Source organism: Sphingobacterium detergens (genome assembly GCF_003610355.1).
GTDB lineage: Bacteria > Bacteroidota > Bacteroidia > Sphingobacteriales > Sphingobacteriaceae > Sphingobacterium > Sphingobacterium detergens.
Genome location: NZ_RAPY01000003.1, coordinates 405,509 through 424,626, shown reverse-complemented (window position 1 = coordinate 424,626; position 19,118 = coordinate 405,509). Strand labels below are relative to the sequence as shown.

16 protein-coding genes are annotated in these 19,118 nt (G+C 39.8%); 7 read left to right on the top strand and 9 right to left on the bottom strand.

Features of this window, described 5'->3' with window-relative positions; all coding sequences use genetic code 11:
* Positions 1-5 precede the first annotated feature (5 nt).
* Positions 6-800: a diadenylate cyclase CdaA gene (gene cdaA / locus DFQ12_RS17390; protein ID WP_208642578.1), complete on the top strand. Its 795-nt coding sequence runs from the start codon at positions 6-8 to the stop codon at positions 798-800.
* A 144-nt stretch (positions 801-944) separates the two neighbouring features.
* Here cdaA and DFQ12_RS17385 read toward each other — a convergent pair whose 3' ends face one another.
* From DFQ12_RS17385 to DFQ12_RS17365, 5 genes are all read right to left on the bottom strand, one after another.
* On the bottom strand, positions 945-1,790 hold the full coding sequence (locus tag DFQ12_RS17385) for a DUF2911 domain-containing protein (protein ID WP_120260319.1): 846 nt from the start codon (positions 1,788-1,790) through the stop codon (positions 945-947).
* 233 nt (positions 1,791-2,023) lie between these two features.
* Positions 2,024-3,316, bottom strand: a complete 1,293-nt coding sequence (gene gluP / locus DFQ12_RS17380; protein WP_244211775.1) for a glucose/galactose MFS transporter — start codon at positions 3,314-3,316, stop codon at positions 2,024-2,026.
* A gap of 280 nt (positions 3,317-3,596) precedes the next feature.
* Positions 3,597-4,022: a hotdog fold thioesterase gene (locus tag DFQ12_RS17375; protein WP_120260318.1), complete on the bottom strand. Its 426-nt coding sequence runs from the start codon at positions 4,020-4,022 to the stop codon at positions 3,597-3,599.
* Positions 3,988-4,536, bottom strand: coding sequence for a DinB family protein (locus DFQ12_RS17370; RefSeq protein ID WP_120260317.1), 549 nt, complete (start codon positions 4,534-4,536; stop codon positions 3,988-3,990). The genes DFQ12_RS17375 and DFQ12_RS17370 overlap by 35 nt, the downstream gene beginning before the upstream one ends.
* Positions 4,517-5,746: a sensor histidine kinase gene (locus DFQ12_RS17365; protein WP_120260316.1), complete on the bottom strand. Its 1,230-nt coding sequence runs from the start codon at positions 5,744-5,746 to the stop codon at positions 4,517-4,519. Before DFQ12_RS17365 ends, DFQ12_RS17370 begins: the two co-directional genes overlap by 20 nt.
* Positions 5,747-5,867: 121 nt before the next feature.
* Here DFQ12_RS17365 and gltX point away from each other — a divergent pair, with 121 nt between their 5' ends.
* Positions 5,868-7,388 carry a glutamate--tRNA ligase gene (gene gltX / locus DFQ12_RS17360; protein ID WP_120260315.1) on the top strand — a complete coding sequence of 507 codons (1,521 nt, stop codon included), beginning with the start codon at positions 5,868-5,870 and terminating at the stop codon, positions 7,386-7,388.
* Positions 7,389-7,445: 57 nt separating this feature from the next.
* On the opposite strand, the gene DFQ12_RS17355 is transcribed toward gltX, so the two are convergent.
* Positions 7,446-9,023, bottom strand: a complete 1,578-nt coding sequence (locus DFQ12_RS17355) for an MFS transporter (protein ID WP_120260314.1) — start codon at positions 9,021-9,023, stop codon at positions 7,446-7,448.
* Between the two features lie 6 nt (positions 9,024-9,029).
* Positions 9,030-10,079: an HlyD family secretion protein gene (locus DFQ12_RS17350; protein ID WP_120260313.1), complete on the bottom strand. Its 1,050-nt coding sequence runs from the start codon at positions 10,077-10,079 to the stop codon at positions 9,030-9,032.
* 272 nt (positions 10,080-10,351) lie between these two features.
* Here DFQ12_RS17350 and DFQ12_RS17345 point away from each other — a divergent pair, with 272 nt between their 5' ends.
* On the top strand, positions 10,352-11,161 hold the full coding sequence (locus DFQ12_RS17345; protein WP_120260312.1) for a helix-turn-helix transcriptional regulator: 810 nt from the start codon (positions 10,352-10,354) through the stop codon (positions 11,159-11,161).
* Between the two features lie 10 nt (positions 11,162-11,171).
* On the opposite strand, the gene DFQ12_RS17340 is transcribed toward DFQ12_RS17345, so the two are convergent.
* Complete coding sequence (locus DFQ12_RS17340) at positions 11,172-14,057, bottom strand: DEAD/DEAH box helicase (protein ID WP_120260311.1); 2,886 nt, start codon at positions 14,055-14,057, stop codon at positions 11,172-11,174.
* Between the two features lie 185 nt (positions 14,058-14,242).
* Positions 14,243-15,022, bottom strand: a complete 780-nt coding sequence (dapF, locus tag DFQ12_RS17335) for a diaminopimelate epimerase (protein WP_120260310.1) — start codon at positions 15,020-15,022, stop codon at positions 14,243-14,245.
* Between the two features lie 230 nt (positions 15,023-15,252).
* On the opposite strand from dapF, the gene DFQ12_RS17330 reads away from it, so the two are divergent.
* The 4 genes from DFQ12_RS17330 to DFQ12_RS17315 all read left to right on the top strand — a co-directional run bounded on the left by DFQ12_RS17330 (position 15,253) and on the right by DFQ12_RS17315 (position 19,096).
* The gene (locus DFQ12_RS17330) at positions 15,253-16,815 is read left to right on the top strand and encodes a Do family serine endopeptidase (protein WP_208642577.1); all 1,563 of its coding nucleotides are present in this window, start codon (positions 15,253-15,255) and stop codon (positions 16,813-16,815) included.
* A 563-nt stretch (positions 16,816-17,378) separates the two neighbouring features.
* Positions 17,379-17,822 carry a low molecular weight protein-tyrosine-phosphatase gene (locus DFQ12_RS17325; RefSeq protein WP_120260308.1) on the top strand — a complete coding sequence of 148 codons (444 nt, stop codon included), beginning with the start codon at positions 17,379-17,381 and terminating at the stop codon, positions 17,820-17,822.
* Between the two features lie 164 nt (positions 17,823-17,986).
* Positions 17,987-18,334: a hypothetical protein gene (locus DFQ12_RS17320; RefSeq protein WP_120260307.1), complete on the top strand. Its 348-nt coding sequence runs from the start codon at positions 17,987-17,989 to the stop codon at positions 18,332-18,334.
* 54 nt (positions 18,335-18,388) lie between these two features.
* Positions 18,389-19,096 carry a peptidylprolyl isomerase gene (locus DFQ12_RS17315; protein WP_244211774.1) on the top strand — a complete coding sequence of 236 codons (708 nt, stop codon included), beginning with the start codon at positions 18,389-18,391 and terminating at the stop codon, positions 19,094-19,096.
* Positions 19,097-19,118: the final 22 nt, after the last annotated feature.

Sequence of the window (19,118 nt, the reverse complement as noted above, 5' to 3'; positions counted from 1 at the left end):
CATATATGGATGGAATCGATTATAGCTTGTTTAGTGGCTTTCGCCTATTGGATGTTATCGATATTATATTGGTGGCGATTATTATCTACTATATCTATAGTCTGATCCGGGGTACCATTGCCGTGAATATCTTGATCGGGGTTGCCCTGTTTTATGGGGTCTATATTGTTGTCAAACAGATGCACATGCGTCTATTGACCGAAATATTTGGTGGATTTATATCTGTGGGCTCCATTGCGCTTATTGTGGTATTCCAGCAGGAAATCAGACGCTTTTTGCTTCATGTGGGCAAGAATATATCGATGAAGCGAAAAAAGGTTTTCTGGTCCTTTTTAGGAAATAAGAAAGCGATACAGAAGGACCTGACGGAGGATTTAAGGCCGATTGTGGAAGCTTGCAGAAGTATGTCGCGTACACGAACCGGAGCACTCCTGGTTTTTTCAAAATATTTTGATGAGGAATATTATCAGAGCAGTGGTGAGTATATCGATGCACATATTTCAAAACGTCTAATTGAGAGTATATTTCATAAAAATAGCCCATTGCATGATGGGGCACTCGTGATTGTCGATTTTAAGATTATGACGGCCTCTTGTGTACTGCCATTGTCAGATAGTGAGGATTTACCGCTACAATTTGGTTTGCGGCATCGAGCGGCAATTGGGGTGACGGAGATCTCCGATGCCATAGCGGTCATTGTCTCTGAGGAAACTGGGGAAATCTCTTTCGCAAAGGACGGTAATGTGAATATGAATGTTTCGCCCGAAGAACTGGAACAATTGCTGAAAGATGAGTTATAAAATGAAGTCGGTCAAAAGTATCAGGAGCCGCTGTGCATTGAATATTCAATAGGAGCGGGGAGAGGCATACGAAAGAACTGAACAAAAAATGGGGGTACCGACTTTCTCGGATACCCCCATTTTCGCTATACAGTTTCCAATGCGTTATTTTTTTGCCGCATTGATTATTTGTGTATTCAACTTGATGTATTCGCTATTCTTACCTTCAGTAGCGACTTCAACTCCTTTGGTAGCGGTTTCTATAGCGCCTTTTTTATCGCCGGCTTTTAATTGTGCTTTTGCTTTCCAGTATAGTACGTGGGCAGCTTTAGGCTGTGCTTTGGCGGCTTCGTCAAACCAGGCTAGCGCTTTTTTCTCGTCCAGATTGTTGTTGAAATAATACTGGGCAGCAGCGAAATAAGGTTTTTTCTCACCTTTCATGGCTTCATCAATGGAAGCGATAATTTTTGCCTGTTGATTGACTTTAAGGTCAACTTTTATTGCTGTTTTCTCCCAAGCAAGAGTTAGTACTGCATCCGTCGGTGTAACATTGTCAAAAGAGATCGTAAATGTTTCGACCGGAGCGCTCAAGTTTTGTGGTTTTACATTGAAGCGAAATGCATCTTCAGATTGATTGTAAGTGTAGGCACCCCATTGCTTGGTATTCTTGCTAATAATAACAGTCCATTCGTTCTTATTAGGAATGGTAAATAATGCATAAGTTCCCGCAGTGAGTTTGTGTCCATTTAGGCTAACATCACCTTCAAATGTTAAGGTTGTGTTGGTATTGGCACCGGTACGCCATACTTCATTGTAAGGCACGAGTTCACCAAAAATCTTACGGCCGTTCATGCTTGGACGACTATAGTTTAGCGTTACATTTTCAATCCCTAATCCCTGTGTGATTGTTTGAGCACTACTTGCTGCAGGGAGTTTTAACTGAGCAAAGGATTCATTTGCAGTAAACATCAGGGCTGCTGCAAAAGCAATGGCAAAGAATTTCTTTTTCATTTGTTCGATAATTACATTGTGAGCTTGTTTGCTCGATTATTTATGAATATAGAATTTTGCGAATTAATGGTTGAGGCTCATTTATTTCGGATGAGGCACTCTACATCATGGCATGTGGAATGATCTCTGTTGCAATCGAACGAAGATTCATCACTTAAAAATAGGAAGAATTTCACAAAAAAGGGCATCTATTTTTAGATGCCCTTTCGTTATACCAATATTTTGTTTTGATATTAATTTTCTTTTCCGATTTTGTGCCCTTTTGTAGCAAAAAACAAGATATATAAGTATGCTGGAACCATTGCAAAGAGAAATGCATGTTGAAAATCAACATGTAAAGTGTCTTTCAGATAACCATAAATCAAAGGCCAGATTGCTCCTCCGGCAATACCCATAATCATAATGCCAGATCCTGTTTTTGTAAATCGTCCCAGTCCTTTGATCCCAAGTGGGAAAATAGCTGGCCACATCAATGCATTTGCGATACCTAATAGGGCAACAAAGATATAGGACGTCAGACCTGTAGAAAATGCAGAAATTGCAGTGAAGGTAATTCCGACAATTGTACAGATACGTAAAGCTGTCTGTTGCGATACAAATTTTGGAATGGAAATAATACCAATAAAATAACCAACAAGCATGCAGACTAGCGTGAAAGTTGTACCATATTTAACAAAAAACGGGGGTAGAGACAATAATCTTCCATAAGTTCCGATGATATCGCCTGCCATCACTTCCACTGCTACACAGAAGAAAATAGCGAGAAATCCTAAAAATAGATGTGGAAATTGGAATATACTTGTCTTTTTTGTGCTTGTTACAGCAGCTTCATCTGTTGTTTCTTCTTCTTTATTAACATCAACTTCTGGCATTTTTACGGCGAATACAACAATAGCTAGAATCGCAACACCAATGGCTACGCCAATATAAGGACCGTGAAGTCTTTCCGATAATTCAGCTAGTAAAGCATCATGCTCTGCACCAGCTTTCAGTTCTTTGATTTTGCTGGAAATACTGTCGTAATCTTTTAATAAAATGCTTCCTAAAACCACGGGTACGATCATACCGGCTGTTTTATTGAAAATCCCTACAATAGAGATCCGTTGGGCAGCACTTTCTATTGGCCCGATGATACTGAGGTATGGATTGATAGCGGTCTGCAATAGCGCCATACCTGAAGCTTGGACAAAGATCGCAACAAGGAAGAGCTGATAGCTTAGGTTTGATGCGGCTGGAATAATGATAAGTGCACCAATAATAATTAAGACCAAACTAGCAACAAGGCCATTTTTAAAACCTATTTTACCTAAAATCCATGAACTCGGCAATGCCAGGAAAAAATAGGCGATATACGATGCAAAAAGGATTAAAAACGCTTGCGTATCTGTCTCCAAATTAAATGCCAATCGTACAAATGGGATCAAGGCCCCATTGGCCCAGGTGATATACCCCAGAATAAAAAATAATGCACAGCAAATAAGCATAGGAACTATCGCTGTTTTACCCGAATTAGGATTAGTGGTCATTTTTTTAATTATATTTAGTTAAGTTATCGTTCACGGATTGGAAATCAGTCAAAAAAACAGCTTTAGACAAACGATTGCATGCTATTTTTGTTGATTTTTAAAATATCCATCTTACAAGACTACTTAATTTTCTTGAATATCGGAAATAAATAAAGGGGTATTTTGATAATTATTTGGCAAAAAAAAGAAGAATAAATTGTGAAAATTATCCTTCTTTAGTTGCAAATATTGTTGATTTCGAATTACATGGGATTGATAAATCGAGTTAGCAGACTTCAGCTTACTTTGGTACAATAGCTACTGTAAGTCTTGAGATACAATTCAATTTATCGAATCGATCGTACATTTTTATCTCCCAGATATGGGTTGACCGACCAATATGTATTGGGCTACATTTTGCTGTGATAATTCCACTACTTACTGGACGGATATGATTTGCGTTCACTTCGAGTCCTACCCCCCGGTATTTTTCGGGGTCAACCACCAAATTAGAAGCAATACTCCCTAAAGATTCTGCAAGCACTACTGAGGCGCCACCATGCAGAATGCCATGGGGTTGTTTCACCTTATCTGTGACCGGCATGGTTGCTGTAATACTGTTATCATCTATTTCGGTTGCCTTGATTTCCAATAGTCCCGAGAGGTATTTATTGAAAAAGACATTTATTTCCTCAATGTTGTAAGGCTGAAACCAAATTTTTGACATCGTCTGAATTTAAATAACGTTCTTGAATGATAATACGGTGATGATTGAGGTGTCCAGCAATCACATACAATAATGCTTTGACACTCGTGAGGCGCTCTGAGGCCATGCCCTTGCGTTCTAATTCAGCATCGTTAAAGCTGTTGAACAACATGAGGTTAGCTTTGCGTAGGTAAGTGAATTCCTTACTTAGACTTTCCAACGTACGGTCATTGTAACGGGAATATTGAATAAGGTAGTCCTGGTCATACCCTGCGAGTTCTTTCAGATCGTTGCGCGAAAAACGTAATGCACGGTAGGCCATGATACGCTCATTGTCGATGACATGTCCGACGACCTCTTTGATTGTCCATTTATCTTCGGCATATTTGAAATTGCCTCTTTCTTCTGGAATAGCATCCAGAAATGCAGGAAAGGAGAGCGTCTGTTCTTCCAATGCATCTAATACGTTATCGACTACAGTCTCAATATAGGGAGCGTAGACTGCCGGATATTCGTCAGATTTGAGTGGCTTCATATTTTAAGTTGCTTTTTAAGATTATTCGAAATGTTGTTCCTTTACCTATTTCAGATTCTTTAACAAAGATTTGTCCTTGATGATATCGTACCATTCGTTTGGTTAAGCTAAGGCCAAGTCCCCAACCTCTTTTGCGTGTTGTAAAACCTGGCTGGAAGACAGATTCAAAATTTAACCTTGGAATTCCTTTGCCCGTATCACTAATGTCTATAAAAATTTCTTCTTTCGCAATATTTTCTGAAATATTAACAGTTATCTTTCCCTCTGTACCAATAGCATTTACCCCGTTTTTCAATAAATTTTCAATGATCCAATCGAAGAGAGGAATATTGAGTTTGGCCTCCACATGTGTGTCTCCATGTAATTCGAATGTAATCTTGTTACTGGTCCGTATTCGGAAATAATCCATGTAATTTTTGATGACCTTATAGAGGTTGTGATTGGTCAGCACAGGTGTTGAGCCTATTTTTGAAAAACGATCGGCCACGATTTCTAATCTTTTAATATCGTTTTCCATTTCATTGAGCGTATCGTCTTCTTCGGCGTCAAATTTGATCCGGATAAGCTCCAGCCAGCCCATTAATGAAGATATTGGAGTACCCAGCTGATGGGCGGCTTCTTTTGTCAGTCCCACCCAGACTAGATTCTGCTCAGATTTTCGAATGGAATTGAAAACAGTATAGGCAATAATAAGGAAGAGAGCAATCAGCGATAGTTGAACATAAGGGAATACCCGCAATTGTTGCAAAAACCAGGAATCTTTGTAGTAAACATGCCATTTTTGACCATTTTCCAATTCTAAGGTAATGGGGGGATGGCTCTTCTTCATAAAGGCAAGCTGTTTCTGGAAATAAACGGGATCATAATCCAGGTCATTTGTAACACTGTCGCCATGGATCGGCTTGATATTAGTCTTGGTGGAATCGAGATTGCGCCAGAAAATAATATCATTTTTATCGTCTGTGATAATTGCCGGCAAATTTAGGCTATCCCTGACAGCGTAGATGAATGTAATGAATTCATCATCGACATCGGGCATGGTCATAATATTTTTGGTGCTCATGGCCCATACTTCGGCTTTTGAACGTTCGGCGTGGGCAAGATTCCGGACAAGGTAATTGGTGTAAACCAATGATGCTATGGCAATGATTGCTGCAAAGATGAGCAAAATAAATTTCCAGCGTTGTTGGCTTATCTGAGAGGGTTTCATGATTCCTTATTAGTGTACTTCTATTGCAAATTAATGAATAAATGTCTGTTTTCTGCACTTTTATTTCACCTTAGAAGTCATCCTGTTATCCAAATCAAAAATTTTGTGGTAATTTTGCGGCATGAGTTCAGAAAGAAGAGTAAGAGTGCGATTTGCACCGAGTCCTACTGGTGGTCTGCACCTTGGAGGTGTACGTACAGCTTTGTTTAATTTTCTCTATGCACGTCAGCATCAGGGAGATTTTATTTTACGTGTCGAAGATACGGATCAAACTCGTTTTGTCCCAGGAGCCGAGGAGTACATCAATGAATGTTTAGCTTGGTGTGGCCTGACTCCGGATGAAAGTCCGTTGAAAGGTGGTCAATATGGTCCTTACCGTCAAAGTGAACGAAAACCATCTTACCGCAAATATGCTGAACAGCTAATTGAGAATGGATATGCTTATTACGCATTCGATACAGCTGAGGAGTTGGAAGAGCAGCGTAAGCTACAATCTAACTTCCGCTATAGCCATGAAAATAGGTTGCAATTGCGTAATTCTTTGAGCCTGAGTGAGACCGAAACTCAACAATTATTAGCGGCGGGAACACCGCATACAATCCGAATAAAGATTCCAACGGATGAAACGTTGTCTTTCACAGATATGATCCGTGGGAAAGTTGCTTTTGATACCAACCTTGTCGATGATAAGGTTTTGCTTAAAGCAGATGGAATGCCAACATATCACTTAGCCGTGGTCGTGGATGATAAGGCGATGGAGATCTCACATGTTTTCCGTGGTGAAGAATGGTTGCCTTCTGCGCCGATTCATATCCTATTGTGGGAATACCTAGGATGGAGGGACAGCATGCCACAATGGGCACATCTTCCGTTAATCCTTAAGCCTGATGGTAATGGAAAATTAAGCAAACGTGATGGAGACCGTTTAGGATTTCCTGTGTATGCTATGAACTGGACAGATGCCAAATCGGGTGATACAACCAAAGGATTCCGTGAAATGGGATTCTTGCCAGAAGCTTTTGTCAATATGCTTGGTGTATTGGGCTGGAATGATGGTACAGAACAAGAACTATTCTCTTTGGAGGAGTTAATCCAAAAATTCAGTGTTGATCGCATCAGCAAAGCCGGAGCAAAATTTGATTTTGAGAAGGCGAAATGGTTCAATCACGAATGGATTAAACGTTCCTCAAGCGATTCTTTATTGCCGCAGATCAAGGAAGTATTGGCTCACCATCAGGTAGCTGCTGAAGAAGGTTATGTAAACCGTGTACTTGCAGCCGTCAAAGAGCGTTTAACCTTTGTTGAGGATTTCTGGACCCAAGCTTCTTTCTTTTTTGTACGACCCGTTGAATATGATCTAAATGCGGTAAAACCAAAATGGTCTGCTGAGAAGACAGTATTCTTTGAAAATATGATGACATCATTTGAAGGATTTACGGAATGGAAAGCGACGGAGCTCGAGTCTTTCTTTAAAGAAGCAATTCAAAACTCGGGAATGAAGATGGGGGAATTGATGATGCCATTCCGGATTATGCTGGTAGGCGGTAAATTTGGCCCTGATGTTTTCCAAATCGTTGAGTTACTTGGCCAAGGCGAAGTCATTAAACGTATCAAGAAAGCACTTCAAGAATTTGACGCTTAGACATTAAAATATATATGTAGAAAAAAAAGCTGTTGCGACTTATTGCAACAGCTTTTTTTATAGGTATGGAATCCGCAACCGCATGAACATTGCTTTAGCTGGGGTAAATAGAAAAATGATCAGCGTGATAAATGCTCCCAATATCCCGAGATAAGTAAATATCTCCATATTACTGATCAGAGATGCCTGTTGACTTAGTGTTGCCTGTAGACTTTTGCTGGCGAGATTAGTTGCCAATTGATCGCTGTATGTTCCCAGGTATTTTTCGACCAAAGCGCTCCAATAGGTGACCGTGATCGGGTTGCTCATATTTAAGTGTTGTTCGATCTGGATGAAATGTTTTTGATTTAAGGTGTAACTGATGTTCTGAATCAGCGCAAAACCAATATTGGTACTCCAAAATCTAACGGTCGTACCCATTAAACCTGCATTGCCTGCATGATGTGGAGCAACCCCTGTTATAATATAGATCACAAGTGGTGTAAAGAGCCAGCCCTGTCCGATTCCCTGAATAAATAGTGGCAATCCTATAACCCAAACTGTAGTATCGGGGTAGAACGTGGGAACAAACAAAAAGCAGGATGTGGTCAACAGCAGAAACCCCAGACCGAAAATGTATTTCGGTGATACATCACGCAGTAAGAGTATGCCTGAGCTACCTACTCCCACTATGGTCCCCAGTACATTAATGTATTGGATATCGACGATGTAATGCCAGGGCCATTTCCATACATTGGCCATGACGGTGTAGACATTGTTGAGACTGCTTCGGATTAAATAAAATAAGAAAAATAAGATAACACCAAAAATAATGTTCTTATAGCTCAAAATTTCAAAATGAAATAGGGGTCGTTTTACGAGATGTTGTTTGATGATAAAAAGTGCACCAAAAATAAGGAAAAGTGCGAGGTTAATCGAGATTGTCTCATTTTCGAACCAATAATATTTTCGGCCATAAATTAATACATATGCACCACAACTTAACGAAAGTAACAGAAAGAGACAGCTGACCAGATCCAATTGATGAAGTGGGAATTTTCGGCTTAATCTGTTGTTATTCAAGAGTAGTAAAGCAATGGCGATGACCATCAAATGCCAATAGAGTACAACATGGATCATATCTTCCCAGCCATAATCCATAATACTTTCTTTTAGAAGGGAGGTTGTTATGGTGCCACCTGTCAGCATAAAAGTGTACAAGAAGAAATAGGCAATGGTTCGACTTTTGGAATGCCTGATTTGCATCATCAGCAAGGGAAGAAAACAGGCCCCTTCAAGTACACAGAAAATGCCTTCAAGCACTCTGAGCACAGCAATGACAAATGGATCTCTGGTCAGGGAGATGGCTAATAGTATGAGGATGGATACCGTGCAGGTCAAAAGTATATATGTCCTTACCCGAAAGAATGCAAATAGTCGGTGAAATATCAATAGTGCTACAACAATAGCACCATACATCAATGAAAGAAAATACTGTATATCCTCCATTTCGATCGCTAATGTGGAAGCTGTAAAAGCTGTATTGGAATGAAAAAGGGACATTAACATGAGATGTGGAAACATGGCCAAAATCATCATGGGAAGTTTAATCCATTCGGGTACCCACTTATAATATAAAGATGTATTTGAACTCATGAATGATTAAGATTGGTGAGCGGAATGAACTACGACGTTCATTCCAGCACGTAGTTTTGTCAGGTCCTGTTTTGGTGAAAAGATAATTTTGATCGGTATGCGCTGTTCAATTTTAACGAAGTTTCCGGTTGCGTTATCCTGAGGTATGACCGAAAATCTAGACCCCGAGGCTGGAGAAAAAGAGTGAATGATTCCTTTGAGATGTAAATTTGGAAAGGCATCTACTTGTATATTCACCTCGGTACCCTCGGTGAGATTCGCTAGTTGGGTCTCTCTAAAGTTCGCATTTATCCATTTTTCTTCACTGACAACATTGACTAAAGTTTGTCCTTCTTTAACAAATTGTCCGGGTTGGATTGTTCTTCTCCCAACAAAACCATTGTAAGGTGCAGTCACTATGGTATAGGAAAGGAAGACCTCCGCATTGTTTTTTGCAGCTTTTTTAATATCGATATTTGCTCTGGCAGGTAGCTCGTTGGCTTTTTCTTTGCTTGTATTTAATTGTGCAGCGTTGTATTCTTCCTGTATGGCATTGAGTTGCGCCAAAGAAATTTCATATGCTGCCTTGGCATTATCGTATTGTTGTTTGGCCACAGCATCTGCTTCAAACAAATTTTTAAATCGTCTATAATCTTGTTCCGTTTGCCATACACTCACTTTGGCAGCCTCTAATTTTGCTTTTTGGACAGAAATGCTATTGGCGGTAACATTTGTGCTTTTGACAATCACTTCGGCATTCCGCTGACTACTTCGAAGTTCGGCATTCGCCATATCTACTTTGGTCTGATACTCGCTGGCATCGATGAGTAATAAGGTGTCGCCACGATGTACATATTGATTTTCTTCAAATCTGACTTCTTTCACAAAGCCCGCTATTCGACTTGCAACTGGTGTAACGTACTGATCTATCTGAGCATCGTTTGTCGTTACGTGCTGACTAGTAAATAGCAGATGTCTACCCAAAATGCCGATCCCTACGAGCAGTAAGGTCACGGCAAATACAACTAAAACTTTATTAAATCCCTTTGTCTTATCTTTATTCTCTTCTTTACCCATTATTGTTTTTATGAATATTTAAATGCTTTTTCATCCACTCTCCTGGTAAGGTATGGGTGATTTGTATCCCATGTTTCAACCAGCAATTTCCAAAATAGGATGACAAATTGTTCATGAATCGAGATTGCTTGGATGCGCTGTATAGGATACAACTGTAAGCAAGGAGTGAAACTGTGTACAAAGATACTGCTGTCGATTGGAGTTTAGTTTTGTATAGTCGGACGGATATTTGTTCATTTGCGCCACATGACAAAAAAATGTAATTTTAAATCATGGAACAGGAACAATTAGGGGTTATTGATGACAATGAATACGACTTTTATGTGTGTCATACACATGTAGATCGGATTGATTCCCGTGAATATATACATCAGAAAGCACGATTACTTTATGCGGACGGTGGTATTATACATGTTTTTACTGCCACGAAACATTGGTATTTGCCGGGGCGGTTTTACATGTGGATTCCCGCCAATACTGCTTATCATCTGGAAAGTTCCAGTTCTCATATTCACTTGTATAGCTTTTACTTTAAAGAACAGGAGGGAGTTCATCCGGTTCTTTTAGATCCCAATATATTTTTAAGCAACGACCTGATGCGAGAGATGTTCTTGTTTGCGAGAGATTGGGAAGGGGGAATCAGTAGAAAGACCAGCTATTCAAGGTATTGTTTACTACGGGCGATGATGGCTATTATTCCTGAGATGAGTCCGCCGATAGATGCATTTCCTATGCAACATCCTTATCCTAAAAGCGAAAAGCTTCGGCGTATTGCCCGATATTTAAACATGTATATTGATCAAGCCTTTACTATCGAACAAGTGGCGGCGCAGTTTGGAATGAGTAGTAGATCCCTTTCCCGACTTTTTAAGGAAGACATGGGCATCAGCTATATCAGGTTTTTAAGGGCTATACGCATTGCAAAAGCCTTGGAGCTGATGGCTGAAAATACCTATTCTATTCTGGAAATCGCTATGCGGATTGGCTACAGCGAATTATCATCTTTCAGTAACATCTTTACGCGTGTAACGGGTATTCGTCCTTCGGTTTATATGTCGAAAATTAATGAATACAAGAATTGATCGCTTTAGATTATGCCAAAAGCTCGTGTAAATCTTCCTGAGAAAGTGATTTTATAAAACTCTCTTCTGTCGTAATGAGGCTTTGTGCAATGGATTTCTTACGGTTCTGTAGCGCTAATATTTTCTCTTCTACGGTATCCTTACTGATAAATTTATAGATGAATACATTTCGTGTCTGTCCAATACGATGTGAACGGTCTACGGCTTGTTGTTCTACCGCAGGATTCCACCATGGATCTAGTATAAAAACATAATCCGCTTCAATCAGGTTGAGTCCTACACCACCAGCTTTGATCGATATTAAGAACAATTTGGTGTTGTTATTTTTGCGGAACTGGCTCACCGCTTCATCGCGGTTTTTGGTACCTCCATCCAGATAGGCATAATTTGTCCCTTTCTTATCAAAATATTGCCTAAAGATATTGAGCTGTTTGACGAATTGGGAGAAAATAAGGACCTTATTCCCGCGTTGCATCACCATTTCGAGAGTTTCGATGACGGCGTCAAATTTTCCCGAATCACCCAAGAAGTCCTCGTCGACCATTCTAGGGTGATTGGCGAGCTGACGAAGTTTGGTCAGTCCCTGTAATAGTGCAATCTGTGTTGATTTTGGTTTGTTGTCCAATTGTCCATCAAGAATGGCATTGCGATACTCAGATTTGACCTTCTCATAAAGTTCCGATTGTTTATCGGTCATTTCACAATAGAGCACTTGTTCTGTTTTGGGCGGTAGTTCCTTTGCGACCTGATCTTTTGTACGTCTTAGAATGAAAGGTTTGACAATCGCCTGAAGGCGTTGTGCTTTTTCTTCATCCTTTTTCTTTTCAATTGGCTGCACAAACTCCTTTTGAAAATAGGTGTAACTTCCCAATAAACCGGGATTGGTAAAGTGCATCTGTGCCCAAAGATCAGAAACAGAGTTTTCAACAGGTGTTCCACTTAAAGCCAGTTTATTTTTGCTCTTCAGACTTTTTATGGCCTTAAAAGATTTTGATGTCGGATTTTTAATATTCTGGCTTTCATCCAAGATGATATAATTAAAATAGAAGCTACTCAATATATCTTCATCAATACGTGCAATGCCGTAGGTTGTGATAATTAGATCGTATTTGGAGAACAATGAGGCATCTTTAATGCGATTGTTTCCTGTATGCAAATGGATTTTGAGCTGGGGAGCAAATTGATGAGCTTCTTTCTGCCAGTTGTAAACAAGTGAGGTCGGTAGTACCAGGAGTGATGTATGTATTTCCTGCTGATCGACAATCTGTTCTTTCTGTTGTTGCAATAAGGCTAAGGTTTGTATGGTTTTACCCAATCCCATGTCATCTGCGAGACAGCCCCCAAATTTATATTGTTTCAGAAAGTTGAACCAGTTATATCCTGCTTTCTGATAAGGCCGGAGATTACCTTTGAAGTGTTTTGGCTCGGGAATATCCACAATTTCTTCGAAAGTAGCGAGATTTTGCAATTTACGATTGAAAACCAATTTGGTATGTTCGCTGATTTCAAAGAGCAGTCCGATATGGACTTTGTTTAATTTAAGCTCATGTCTGTCGGCAGAAAACTGAAAGAGATGGTTGTATTGTGCAAACCATTCTTCGGGAATCATAGCGATTTCACCATTTGGCAGAGTGAATTCTTTAATATTGTTTAGAATATGATTTCTTAACTGAATAAAGGGGATTTCGTAGGGGCCGAATTTAGCGATAGCACTGATATCAAACCAGTCATTATCCTCATCAATAGCGATGTCCAATGAGGTATGTCCTATGAAAAAGCGTTTTTGTTCACTGTTTTGTATAATTTGAAATCCCAGGGCCTTTATTTGTTCCTGATGATTATTTATCCAATCAAATATTGAAATGCGTTTTCCGGATTGGATAGATGGTGCAAGCAATCCAAGTTGGCGGTCAAGGTCCTCTAAGCCCAAGGATTTAAGATTCTCCTGCTGTTGTTCCTCCCATTGTAAAGATCGTTTGACCCGATGAAAGATATACTGGTCTTTCTCCTCGTTATACTCCATTCGGACGGTCACCTTATTTTCAGCTCCTGCGGTAAAGGTATGGGGGCCATATTTGAATTGCAATTGTAATTGTGAAGCACCTTCCTCCACATAGATTAAATGCAGTAGAGGGATAGCCTGATGCTGATGTGTCTGTATTTCAAAACCCTCTGCATAAACATGGTAACGCTCGATCAATCCACAGACAAAAGTTTCAAAATATTTTTTTTCGGTACTTCTTCCGACAGAAATGTATCGTTTATTGAGAAAGGGACTCAATTTTTTTCCTTCCAGGGCCTGATCAAAATAGTATAATGTATTGTTTAAAATTAGCCATGCCTGTGCATTGGTTAATACAATAGCATTTTTAAACATAAACTCCAAACGCTGGTTTTCGTACTTTATGGTTGGGAAGTAACGTGTTTCTTCTTCGGTTCGGCGAAAGTGAAATAAGATAGAGGCCGCGGATGTTGCGCGTTTAATTTCCTGATCTGCTGGATAACCATCTTTACTCATCATGAAAAGAGGCTTATCTCCGATAGACTCAAAGAATTGAATCATCTTTTCATCAATCTTTGGGCGCAACAGGTCATAGAGTTTTTTATCAAAAACTTTAGAGAAGAAGTCTACGGGTCTGATTGCTTTTTTATAGTACTTTTTGATGAGGTTTGTCTGTTCGATATCGTCGAGCAGTCGGATGAGCTTGTAGTCTACCTCATCCAATTCTGCAGCATAGGCATCTACAGTATTGCTAAATATACGTTGATATCGTAGTGAGTAAGTCCCATTGGGATTTAGTTTGACCATGTGTGGCTCAATGAGATAGCCAAGATAGGGATGCTCACAGATAGAATAAACGATTTTATATACTGGAAATGACTTTGACTGTTGCATTAAAAATAGCGGACCTTGTAAATAAAGGTATCTAATATACAATAAAATATACCATTAATCACAATTTGCCGAACGAAAATTAAAAAATATAGCTAGCGGAAGATGTGGATAAAAGCTCAAGCAAATATATAGATAGCCTATTCATATGCTTGAATGTATCAATGGGTAATATTTCTATCTAACGACTAAAAAATACCTTCAAAAACAAATTGGGCTGGGCCTTTGAGGAAAACCTCTGTAAAATGGTGTCCGTCTTTATGGAAGGAGACATACAGTTGGCCGCCCAATACACGAATTGGGATATTGATATCACCCTGAAGATCTGCTTGTAGCGCTACCGCCATTGCTGCTGCAGTAGCACCGGTGCCACAGGCATAAGTTTCGTCTTCTACACCGCGCTCAAATGTACGGAGGAAATAACCATCTTCTTCTTTTTCTATAAAGTTGACGTTAATACCTTCTTTGGCATAGGTCGTGTTGTTGCGGATCGAAAAACCGTCTTGAAAAACATTTTTCTCTTTCAGGTTTGTAACGAAGGAAACATAGTGGGGTGAGCCGGTCTGCAAGATGTAGGCATCGCCGTCGCGACCAAATTCGCTAACATCAATCATTTGTAGGTTGACAAGATCGGATGATAAGGAAGCATGATGTATGCCGTCTACTGCCAAAAAGGCAGTATTGTCAGTAATAATGCCTAGGTCATGTGCAAACGCTACAATACAACGCCCACCATTACCGCACATGCTGCCTTCACGTCCATCTGCATTATAATAGATCATCTCAAAGTCGTAATTTTCTTTGTTTTGGAGCAGCATAAGACCATCTGCACCAATGCCAAATCTGCGGTCACAAAGGTTTTTGACCAGTGCTTCATCTGCACGGTTAAAGGAATTGTTGCGATTGTCCACTAAAATGAAATCATTTCCCGCTCCTTGATATTTTGAAAATCTTACTTTCGATGCCATTATGTTGATTTGTAGTAACAAAAATACGTTTTTTTGTTACAAAAAATCGGTGGAAAGTTAAGATTTGTTAAAATTATTGCATTTGTCTAGCAATTAACATTTTTTAACGTGTCGGATTTTCCGAAGGCCTTGAAATGGTATTACATTTGAACATATCCGAATAAAATCGGTAATTTTAAGAGCAAAAATTATCAGCTTATATTAAGACAATTTAAAATATAGATAAGTTTATGAATAAGGTCGGTTTAACGCTATTAACAGCTGTTTTCGGTGGAGCAGTAGCATTAGGTGGTTACAAGCTTATTGAGAATAAAAAACTCGATGGTATGTCTTTCGAAGACAAACAGAAAGTTTATTTTGCCAATAACCCTACAGGTACAGGTGTGATGTCTTCTACAGGTAATCCTGATTTTACACAAGCTTCGGCTGCAGTAGCTCCAGGTGTGGTACATATTAAGACAACATATAGTAGAAAAGGTTCCCAACAATCACAGGGCTCTCCTTTTGATATGTTTGAAGAATTTTTTGGTATGCCACAGGGCGGTGGACGCCGCCAGATGCAGGCACAGCCAGTACAGGCCTCGGGGTCAGGTGTTATTATTTCGGATGACGGTTATATCGTTACCAATAATCACGTGGTAGAGGATGCGGATAAGATCGAGGTGGTACTGACAGACAAACGTACATTTGAAGCAAAATTGATCGGACGTGATCCCAATACTGATATTGCACTATTGAAAGTTGCAGGCAAAGGTCTTCCTGTTGTAAAAATGGGTAATTCGGATAATGTGAATGTGGGTGAATGGGTATTGGCTTTTGGTTATCCGCTTGGTTTACAGTCTACGGTGACTGCGGGTATCGTCAGTGCTACAGGCCGCGATATCGGTATATTAAGAGAGGGACAACAGCAACGCGGTAACCCTTTTGGGGGTGGTTCAGAGCAGCCACTTGCAAGCTCGGCTATTGAATCTTTTATACAGACAGATGCCGTTATCAACAAAGGGAATAGTGGTGGTGCATTAACGAATGCATCTGGTGAATTAATAGGTATTAACTCAGCGATTGCGTCACCAACAGGAGTATATGCTGGTTACGGATTTGCGATTCCGGTTAATTTGGTGAAAAAAATTGCGGATGATTTTGTTGAATTTGGTAATGTAAAACGTGGTTATATTGGTGTTAGTTATGTGCCTATAACCTCGGAATTGGCCAAAGAAAAAGGTATTACAGAGATTAATGGATTATATGTGGATGAGGCAGTCGCTGGTGGAGCTGCTGAAGCTGCTGGTATTAAAAAGGGAGACATCTTAACGAAGGTCAATGGTAAGTTGATTACAGGTTCCCCTGTATTAAGTGAAACTATCGGCCGCTTACGTCCGGGTGATAAAGTGAATATTACCTACAAACGTGAGGGTAAGGAAAAACAGGTTTCTTTGACATTGAAAGGTGAGGAGTCGCTGAAATCAGCTTCTGGCGCGAGCGGAAAAGCTTCGAAAAGCGCAACTGAAATCTACAACAAATTAGGTGCAAGCTTTATTCCTGCTTCTGCAGCGAAGAAGAAAGAATTGGGTGTAAACTCCGGTGTTGTGGTGACACAAGTAAACCGTGGTGGTATATTTGATTACTTCGGTGTCGAAAGAGGCTTGGTCATTACTGAGATCAATGGAAAAGCTGTCAATAGTGTTGATGATGTAGAATCTGCATTGGGTGCCACTCAGCGTAATATTGTACGCTTAAAAGGTGTATCTCCGCAAGGTGGAGCAGTTCAACTCAGCTTCCCAGTGGAATATTAAAAAATGAATTAAGAATTGGTTGATTAATATAGTTTAGGTGGTTCTAACCGTAAGGTTAGGCCACCTTTTTTATTCAAGGGTGTCGTTTTTGTCCTTGGAGCCAGCAAAATCTTTACGGATTTTGGCGCATTTATTACGGAAAAAATACCCCTTACTAGCATCTGGTGATGAAGATTGTGGTACATAATATCATCCCCTATTGTGCGCACTGTCATAAACTTTTGTGTGAATGGTTGAATGCATGAAAATTTAATTGAAAATGTGTGGATATTAGGGGCATCCGGATGTTCCAATTGTAACCGGAAAGTACGATTTCATCAGGCTTGTTTCTTTAATAGTTTAAGTTTAGTTATTTTGTGCAATAATGTTGAGAGAAACTGGTCCCGTTTGGAAAAATGAGCTGGAACAAGTTTAGGGGTTATTGTTGTATAATTATATCCATGGAAGTTTAGAGGGCTATTAGGAAGTCAATAACAAACGATCTGTCCGAATGTTGATAGCAATGGAGATAGTCGACTTATCGTATTGCTCTTTAGGTTGCATGGTTTAAAAAAAGTATTTCGATGAAAATTTTAATGGTCTGTTTGGGAAATATCTGTCGTTCGCCATTGGCACATGGGATATTGAAGCAAAAAGTAAAAGATAAACAATTAAACTGGATTGTGGAATCTGCAGGTACAGGTGACTGGCATATTGGTGAGGCGCCCGACCGAAGGGCAATTGCAATTGCAAAAAAATATGGGGTCGATATCTCTGGACAACGAGCAAGACATTTCCAACCTGCATTTTTTAATGAATATGATCTTATTTTTGTCATGGATCGTCAGAATTTTGCGGATGTCTGTGCACAGGCGGAAAACAAAGATGATTTGGAGAAGGTGCAATTGTTTTTAGATGATGATATCGTTCCTGATCCGTATTTTGATGATAATTTGTTTGACCCCGTTTTTCAAATGATTGACAAGCGTTGTACGGAGGTGATCGCGGAGGTATCCCCTTCCTCGTAAATGACATTGATATTATCTGAATATCGTGAATTAATTCCTAATTTTCGATGGTCAAAAATTCCAAGGAGCGGAAAACTTTTGGAGAGGGCAGCGAATAATGTTTTATAAAGGGTAATATGACAAGCCTATACAAGTGAATTTGTCTTTTTTGTTTAAAGAAAAAAATGAAAGCAGCAGAAGTAAACAAGAAGTGGAGCACCTTGCAGGGTGAAATCGCTTCTTTATTTGATATGGAAAAGCCTGACATCAAGGTATGCTTATTCCTTATTGGTGTGCAGGAATTGGGAAAAGGTCCACAGACTTTCTCAAAGCGACAAAAAGAGGAGTTGATGCATATCGCAACCTGTCGTTTGTTCAGCGCAATGGGGTTCTATACCCTAAAGGGACTGGATGAAGAAGGATGGCCACACTGGGAGCTGGTGAAACCTATTCCTAACTACACCTTATTGGAGCAGGAACTTATTATGAAGTCCCTGATTATTGATTATTTTGAAGAGTTAAACGTCATCTAGGGTATGAGATTTTTGAAAGTTTGTTTAGTAACAGTATTTTGTTTTTTGCAAATCATGGCATTTGCAGCTAAACCGGAGTATAAATATGTGCAGATCGTTACGGATAAAGGAACCTGTGTCTTGCGTTTGTATAACGCAACACCAAAACATCGGGACAACTTTGTGAAATTAGCAAAAAGCAAATATTATGATGGTACTTTGTTCCATCGGGTTATTCAGAATTTTATGATACAGGGTGGTGACCCAGATTCAAGAAATGCGGTCGGTGGAGCTCAGCTAGGCAATGGAGGTCCCGGTTATACCATTCCGTCGGAAATCCAGGATGGACTATTCCACAAGAAAGGAACAATAGGTGCCGCCCGAGACAATAATCCCGCGAAAGCATCTTCTGGTTCTCAATTCTACCTTGTTCAGGGCAAAGTATTCACCCCTGAAGATCTCAACCGCTTAGAGCAGACCCGGATGAACGGAAAGAAATTTTCTGAAGCACAACGTCAAGCGTATACAACCGTAGGTGGAGCTCCACATCTGGACTGGAACTATACGGTATTTGGTGAATTGGTTAAAGGGATAGAAATGATCGACCAGATTGCAGCTGTGAAGACCGACAAACATGATCGACCGGAGGTAGACCAGAAAATGAGCATGCATGTGTTGACCAGACGTGAAGCGCTTAATCTGGAACGCGAACTGAAAGGTCTGAAGCCTCAAACAGGTTTCTTTACCAAGATAGGTGATCTATTCTCATCTAAAGATTATTAAAAAGTATAAAGTTTCAAATCTA

Bases quoted from the DNA above. Each gene is read 5' to 3' on its own strand.
- DFQ12_RS17320 (WP_120260307.1), top strand. From the start codon at position 17,987: ATGAAAGCAGCAGAAGTAAACAAGAAGTGGAGCACCTTGCAGGGTGAA.
- DFQ12_RS17370 (WP_120260317.1), bottom strand. From the start codon at position 4,536: ATGAAGCCACTCAAATCTGACGAATATCCGGCAGTCTACGCTCCCTAT.
- dapF (WP_120260310.1), bottom strand. From the start codon at position 15,022: ATGGCATCGAAAGTAAGATTTTCAAAATATCAAGGAGCGGGAAATGAT.
- DFQ12_RS17350 (WP_120260313.1), bottom strand. From the start codon at position 10,079: ATGGGTAAAGAAGAGAATAAAGATAAGACAAAGGGATTTAATAAAGTT.
- DFQ12_RS17375 (WP_120260318.1), bottom strand. From the start codon at position 4,022: ATGTCAAAAATTTGGTTTCAGCCTTACAACATTGAGGAAATAAATGTC.
- DFQ12_RS17340 (WP_120260311.1), bottom strand. From the start codon at position 14,057: ATGCAACAGTCAAAGTCATTTCCAGTATATAAAATCGTTTATTCTATC.
- DFQ12_RS17345 (WP_120260312.1), top strand. From the start codon at position 10,352: ATGGAACAGGAACAATTAGGGGTTATTGATGACAATGAATACGACTTT.
- gluP (WP_244211775.1), bottom strand. From the start codon at position 3,316: ATGACCACTAATCCTAATTCGGGTAAAACAGCGATAGTTCCTATGCTT.
- DFQ12_RS17330 (WP_208642577.1), top strand. From the start codon at position 15,253: ATGAATAAGGTCGGTTTAACGCTATTAACAGCTGTTTTCGGTGGAGCA.
- DFQ12_RS17315 (WP_244211774.1), top strand. From the start codon at position 18,389: ATGGCATTTGCAGCTAAACCGGAGTATAAATATGTGCAGATCGTTACG.
- DFQ12_RS17365 (WP_120260316.1), bottom strand. From the start codon at position 5,746: ATGAAACCCTCTCAGATAAGCCAACAACGCTGGAAATTTATTTTGCTC.
- cdaA (WP_208642578.1), top strand. From the start codon at position 6: ATGGATGGAATCGATTATAGCTTGTTTAGTGGCTTTCGCCTATTGGAT.
- DFQ12_RS17355 (WP_120260314.1), bottom strand. From the start codon at position 9,023: ATGAGTTCAAATACATCTTTATATTATAAGTGGGTACCCGAATGGATT.
- DFQ12_RS17325 (WP_120260308.1), top strand. From the start codon at position 17,379: ATGAAAATTTTAATGGTCTGTTTGGGAAATATCTGTCGTTCGCCATTG.
- gltX (WP_120260315.1), top strand. From the start codon at position 5,868: ATGAGTTCAGAAAGAAGAGTAAGAGTGCGATTTGCACCGAGTCCTACT.
- DFQ12_RS17385 (WP_120260319.1), bottom strand. From the start codon at position 1,790: ATGAAAAAGAAATTCTTTGCCATTGCTTTTGCAGCAGCCCTGATGTTT.